Annotated in this window: 3 protein-coding genes; 1 reads left to right on the forward strand and 2 read right to left on the reverse strand. The window is 42.3% G+C overall.

All coding sequences use genetic code 11. The annotated features are described in order from the left end of the window. Window positions 1-36 precede the first annotated feature (36 nt). Window positions 37-696 (forward strand): hypothetical protein, encoded by a 660-nt coding sequence (locus Q4D72_RS12005; RefSeq protein ID WP_303078164.1) that lies wholly within the window; start codon window positions 37-39, stop codon window positions 694-696. A gap of 112 nt (window positions 697-808) precedes the next feature. On the opposite strand, the gene Q4D72_RS12010 is transcribed toward Q4D72_RS12005, so the two are convergent. Together Q4D72_RS12010 and Q4D72_RS12015 are read right to left on the reverse strand one after the other, a co-directional pair. Continuing rightward, window positions 809-2581 (reverse strand): RagB/SusD family nutrient uptake outer membrane protein, encoded by a 1773-nt coding sequence (locus Q4D72_RS12010; protein ID WP_303078165.1) that lies wholly within the window; start codon window positions 2579-2581, stop codon window positions 809-811. A 10-nt stretch (window positions 2582-2591) separates the two neighbouring features. Further along, window positions 2592-5555, reverse strand: coding sequence for a TonB-dependent receptor (locus Q4D72_RS12015; protein ID WP_303078166.1), 2964 nt, complete (start codon window positions 5553-5555; stop codon window positions 2592-2594). Window positions 5556-5821 lie beyond the last annotated feature (266 nt).

Here is a 5821-nt window from a genome sequence, read left to right on the forward strand (position 1 = left end):
AAAAAATAAAGAAATAAATATTAAAATGTCAAAAATATGAAAACGTATTATCTATCTAACGAGCAAATGCTCCAAAATTTCGGAGCGATGTTTGAAAACCTTTCCAAAGAAGGCGATTTAAAAATAGAAATGGCAGAATACGGCTATGACGATGCCAAAATAGCCGAAGGAAAAGCACTTTACGACCAGGCTCGTAAAATGTTCGATGTCAATGTGAAAGAAACACGTGAGGAGTCCGCGGCGTCGTTGGTTTTTCAGGAAAAATACCAAAACGTACAAAAAACGTATGCCACGCATCGCAAAAAGGCACGAATCGTCTTTGAGGACAACGAAGAGGCGCTCCGCTTGCTTAAACTCAAAGGAAGTGCCGCCCGAACCATCGCCACGTCAATGGAAGAAATGCGGGCGTTCTATCAATTCTTAGATACCACGCCAAATCTTTTAACGGCTTTAAAACAGCTCAAAATGACCGAGCAAGATGTTAAAAATCAGCTTCAAGAACTCCCCGAAGTGGAAAAAGTCTATGCTTCGTATCTGCAAGAAAAAGGCGAAAGCCAACAAGCCACCAAAGACAAGAACAAAGCCTTTGAAGCCCTCGATAAATGGGTATCGAAGTTCTATAAAGTGGCAAAAATTGCCTTGGAAGATCGTCCCCAACTTTTGGAAGCCCTCGGGAAATTCGTAAAAAGTTCCTAATTTCTAAAAGTAGTTTTCGTAAGGAATAATCATATCACAACTTAAAAAAATAAAAACGGGAATGATTAAATTCACTCCCGTTTTTTCTTTATGTAATAAAATTTCAAAAAAACTACTGCGTTGGGTTTTGAGTTAATGTTCCCGGATATGAATTGATGGCATTTTGCGGAATGTAATACACTACGCGGTAATCAGTCGCCAAAATGTCATTTAATGCATCGTGCGGACCCGGATAACGGCGCGAAAGCGGTTTTCCGTTTCGGAACACGTCATAACTGCGTTCCGCTTGGAAAGCTAACTCCAATTGGCGTTCTTTATCGATAAGTTCGCCTGCATTGGCGGCATCAAGCATCGGATAGCCTCCCCCGATGATGGAACGCTCACGAATGAGGTTCAAATCAGTCAATGCTTCACCATAACGACTTAATTTAGCCAAGGCTTCGGCACGGTTCAAGTAAATCTCACCCAAACGGGAAATGACAGGCGAATGCAAGTGTGAATCTTCGCCCTCGCGTGAGCATTTCACAATGTAAAACATCGGATAAGCACGGTTTAGTTTTATCTCGTCATCGATAACGCCTTTCAACACTTCACCTTTATAATTAACGGAATAAATCCCTTGAAGGGCATCAATTTCCGTAAGTTGGTACGATGTGGTTTCCTTACCGATTATGACGTTGCAAGTCGGGGTTTTTAACTTGTCATTTTCATAATCGTAATCCACCGGAGCCTGAATATAGCCGTAACCGGTTTGTTGTCCTTCTTTATTAAATGTTTTATGAATAAAACGGAAAACTTTTCGCTTAAAAAGTTCTTTTTTTCCGTTTATTGTTACCTCTACGGAAGGAGCGCTATACTGAGGCTCAATAAAATTGGCTCGTGCATCTACAATCTTATTTTTTGCCCAATCATTTCGCCCCGTTTCGTCAAGCAGGCTGATGTACTTGGCGCTTGCGTACATTTCGCCCCAACCCATTCCGCCGATGTTGGCATACATCCCGCCGATACCGTAATAGTGGTCATAACCCGAAAACTCCGTAGCTACCCGCTTTACCACGAAAATGGACTCTTTATTGTTCTCCGGAGCAAGCGTGTTGTACTTCATAAACGTTTGACGGTCAAGCAACGTATATTTTCCCGAATTGATGACTTTGGTGGCGTAATCAACCGAAAGTTGAGCGTATGTTGCATTCGGATTTTCATATGTTCCTGACATATAAAGGTAAACTCTTGATAAAATTGCCTGTGCGGCTTCTTTCGAGGCGTAGGCGTTTCCGCGTTGGCGGGAAAGAAGTTCTTCGGCTTTTAGTAAGTCATTAATGGCTTGCTGATAGGTATCTTTTACCGAAGAACGGTCGGGTAAGGTCAAATTCACCAAATCTTTGGGCGTTCCGTTAACGATAGGCACTCCCAAATTGGTTTCAGGCGCTTGCGAATAAGGGCGTCCATAAGCTCGCGTGAGGTAAAAGTACATTAATCCCCGTAAGAAGTAACATTCGCCTAATTTGCTCTTCGTTTCTACCGAAGCGCCGTCTTCTGGAATTAATTTAATGATGTTTGATGCCTGAGCAATAACTTTGTAACCACTATCCCAAAATGATTGCAATCGATAATTATTCGGGGTGCGTGAATAGGAAATAAATTCATAAAAAGCATCGGTTGAATTGCCTCGAATCATCATATTATCGCCGGCATATTCGCCGCAGCGGTGCATCACGTCCGACCAGCCCTTCATTTGAGCATAGCAGCCGTTTAACAGCCCATCGAGTGAGCCGTCAGGGTCTTTGGCTATCTTTTCGGAAGACATACTTCCGTGCGGAAATCGGTCGATGTCACAAGATTGAAAACCGATGATTAATAAACATATATATATTATTTTTTTCATAATATTCATTTTAAAAGTTAGCTGTTATTCCAAAAATAAATTTGCGTGTAGCCGGATAGATAGAAGGACCCGCGGTGTTGATTGCCTGACCGTTTTTGGTCGGGATTTCAGGGTCTACGCCCGAATAATCCGAAATGAAAAACAAATTCTCACCCGTGAGCGACAAATGCAATTTCGGCAAGTTATATTGACTCAAATCAAGGTTGTAACCTATTGAAAGGGAGCGTAATTTTAAATAACTTCCGTCTTCCAAAAACCGTGATGAAACTTTATTGGAATTGCTTTTGTTTCCGTAAACGGCTTTGGGATGCGTGGCGTCGTCGCCCGGTTTTTCCCATCGTGTCCAACCTTTTTTAAGTTTCATCTGGTTTCGGTCGGTATAAGCCCCGTCCGAGTCAAATTCGGTTCGGGAATAATTGTAGATTTTCCCGCCGTATGAAAAACCAAAATTGGCATTCAAATTGAAGTTTTTATACGTAAACGACGTCCCGAACCCTCCAAAGAAATCAGGGGTTGCGTTATCCACGGTAACTTGGTCGGCTTCGGCGTATTTTGAGGTAGTTTCGCGGGTTTTGTTTCCATTGGCGTCGGTTACGGTTTTGTACCACAACGGAGCACCCGTTTGTTTATCAACGCCTGCCCATTCAACCATATAAAAGGTATCGGCGTCTAAACCGGGGCGTAATAGTTTGTTGGTTGAACCCGCAATGTTTGAATCGTCACCAATAATGATTTCATCTTTACCGCCGTACAATCGCTTCACTTCATTGATATTTTTCCCGATGTTTACGTCTATATGCCATTGGAAATCATCGTTTTTAATAATCGAAGCCCCCAATGTAGCCTCAAAACCTTTGTTGGAAAGTGCCGCTACGTTACGCCATAAATACGTTACGCCGGTAAGCCCCGAAACCGGAACCGGATACAGCACGTTGTCAATATCTTTATGATAATAATCTAAGTTTAAGGAAACTCTGTCAAAAAGCATTACATCAAGCCCCACGCCTGTGGTTATGGTGCTTTCCCACGTTAAATCTTCGTTTCCTATTTGCGAAATCAACACACCGGGTGCTTTGTTATAAGTTGATATGGAGTACAAATCATACTGCGGATACAATGTGTTAGGGCGGCTACCTACCGTTCCGTATGAAGCACGCAATTTTAACAGATTCACCCATTGGGCTTTAAACCAATTTTCACGATGCAAATTCCAGCTTCCGCTCACGGAATAAAACGTTCCGTATTTGGCGTTAGTTCCAAAATTGGAAGCTCCGTCACGACGCAATGAACCTTCCAAAACATACCGATTGTCATAACTGTACACGGCTCTTGATAAAACGGACTGTACTGCCCATTCATTGAGGTCGCCTCGGGTTCTTTCCGGTACGGTTGTTACGTCAAGCACTGAAAATCCGGGGGCTATTCCCGTTCCGGAAGCCGAAATTGTTTTTCGCCAATAATCATTGTACTCGTAAGCTGCCAATGCATTTACGGAGTGTTTACCGAATGTTTTATCAAATTTTAATATTTGGTTGGTGTAACGACGAATGGTATAGGTTTGATTTTCAGAAATTCGTCCGTTTACGCTTTTTCCTCCGGAAGAACGCGGGTCGGCATAACCGGTTGCAAAGGAAGCGGCGTACTTGTAATTATTCACGGACGAAAAAGTAAGCCAATCGTTTAATTTGATGTCAAAATCCAGTCCGCCCGTTGCTTGAAAGTCTTTGCTTGCACTCCAATTCCATTGTAAATCATACAAATAGTTAGTCGCCGTACTGTTTACCCAAAGAGACGAACGATGCGGAACGATGTTACCGTCTTGGTCATAAGGACTATCCCACGGCAGGTTGGCGTACATTGCATTTACGGAATGCTGTTTGTTATCGGTTGTGCGTATGGTTCCGGAGATAGAAGGTTTGATGGTCAGCCATTTGTAAGGTTGATAATCGGTTTTGGCTCGGAAATCGTATTTTTTGTAATCAAGCCCGCGAACGGCACCTTTTTCGTTATAAAATCCAACGGAAAAATACGAACGAAGCATTTCAGAACCGCCACTGATAGAGGCACTGTAATCCTGTATGATACCCATTGAAGTGGCTTCTTTCCACCAATCAAAATTGCTGTTGCGAAGTTCGGGATTCCAACGTGGAAATTTAATATCCGATGCGTTGGAAAACGAATTGTAATAATCGTAAAGTTCAGCACCGTTCATCACTTCCAAATTTCCGTTAGAAAGCTTACTAACACCTTGGCGTAATGAAATTTGCATCTGCAATTTTCCTTCTTTGGCTTTTTTGGTGGTAACCAAAATCACCCCGTTAGCTCCTTGCGAACCGTAAATGGCGGTAGAGGCGGCGTCTTTTAAAATGGTCATTGACTCAATATCAGCCGGATTTAAATATCCCGCACTTGTGCCCACAATCACCCCGTCAATAACCCAAAGCGGTGAGGTGCTGCCATTTAAGGTTGATTTTCCACGAATGATAACCGCACCGGTTTGGTCCGGACGCCCGCCGGGAGCCACAAACACCCCCGAAACTTTTCCGCTGAGCATACTTTCAACAGACGGCGTGGTGACGTCGGTAAGTTTTTCCTGTTTGATGGTTTGCAAAGCTCCGGTGAGGCTTTCCTTTTTCTGCGTTCCGTAGCCTACAACCACCACATCGTCAAGTTGCTGGGCATCTTCTTGCAAAACAATATTGATAATCACTGATTTACCCTTGCCTGTTACTTTTTGGGTTTGGGTTTGAAATCCGATGAAGCTAAATTCAAGTACATCGCCTTGTTTGGCTTCAATTTGGTAATTTCCGTCAAAATCGGAAACTACGCCGCGTGTAGTCCCTTTTACCAAGATGTTGGCTCCGGGTAACGGACTGTTAGTCTGGTCGGTAACCTTTCCGGTTACTTTTATCTGTGCCGAAAGCGATAAGGCGCTAAGCATCAACACAAACAAAACGAATAGTTTTCTCTCCATATAATTATTGTATTGAATTAATTACAAAGTTAAAGAGCGTAAAATGAAGTTTTTGGATGGTTAGTTGTAGTAGGTTACAAAGGTATGGAACTTTTTTGATAAATGCTAACAGCTTTTCCGTTTTATTTTTTTTAATGAAAGCGAAAAAATTTTGTTTTTCAAAAAAATGTTTATCTTTGCCCCAGTGAAATTATTAATTTTAACAGTATGAGAAAATTATTCTTAGCAGTAGCTCTACTATTTGGAGCAGTGGTTTTCAGCACAGT

Source organism: Capnocytophaga sp. (assembly GCF_030532915.1).
In the GTDB taxonomy this organism is placed as follows: Bacteria; Bacteroidota; Bacteroidia; order Flavobacteriales; family Flavobacteriaceae; genus Capnocytophaga.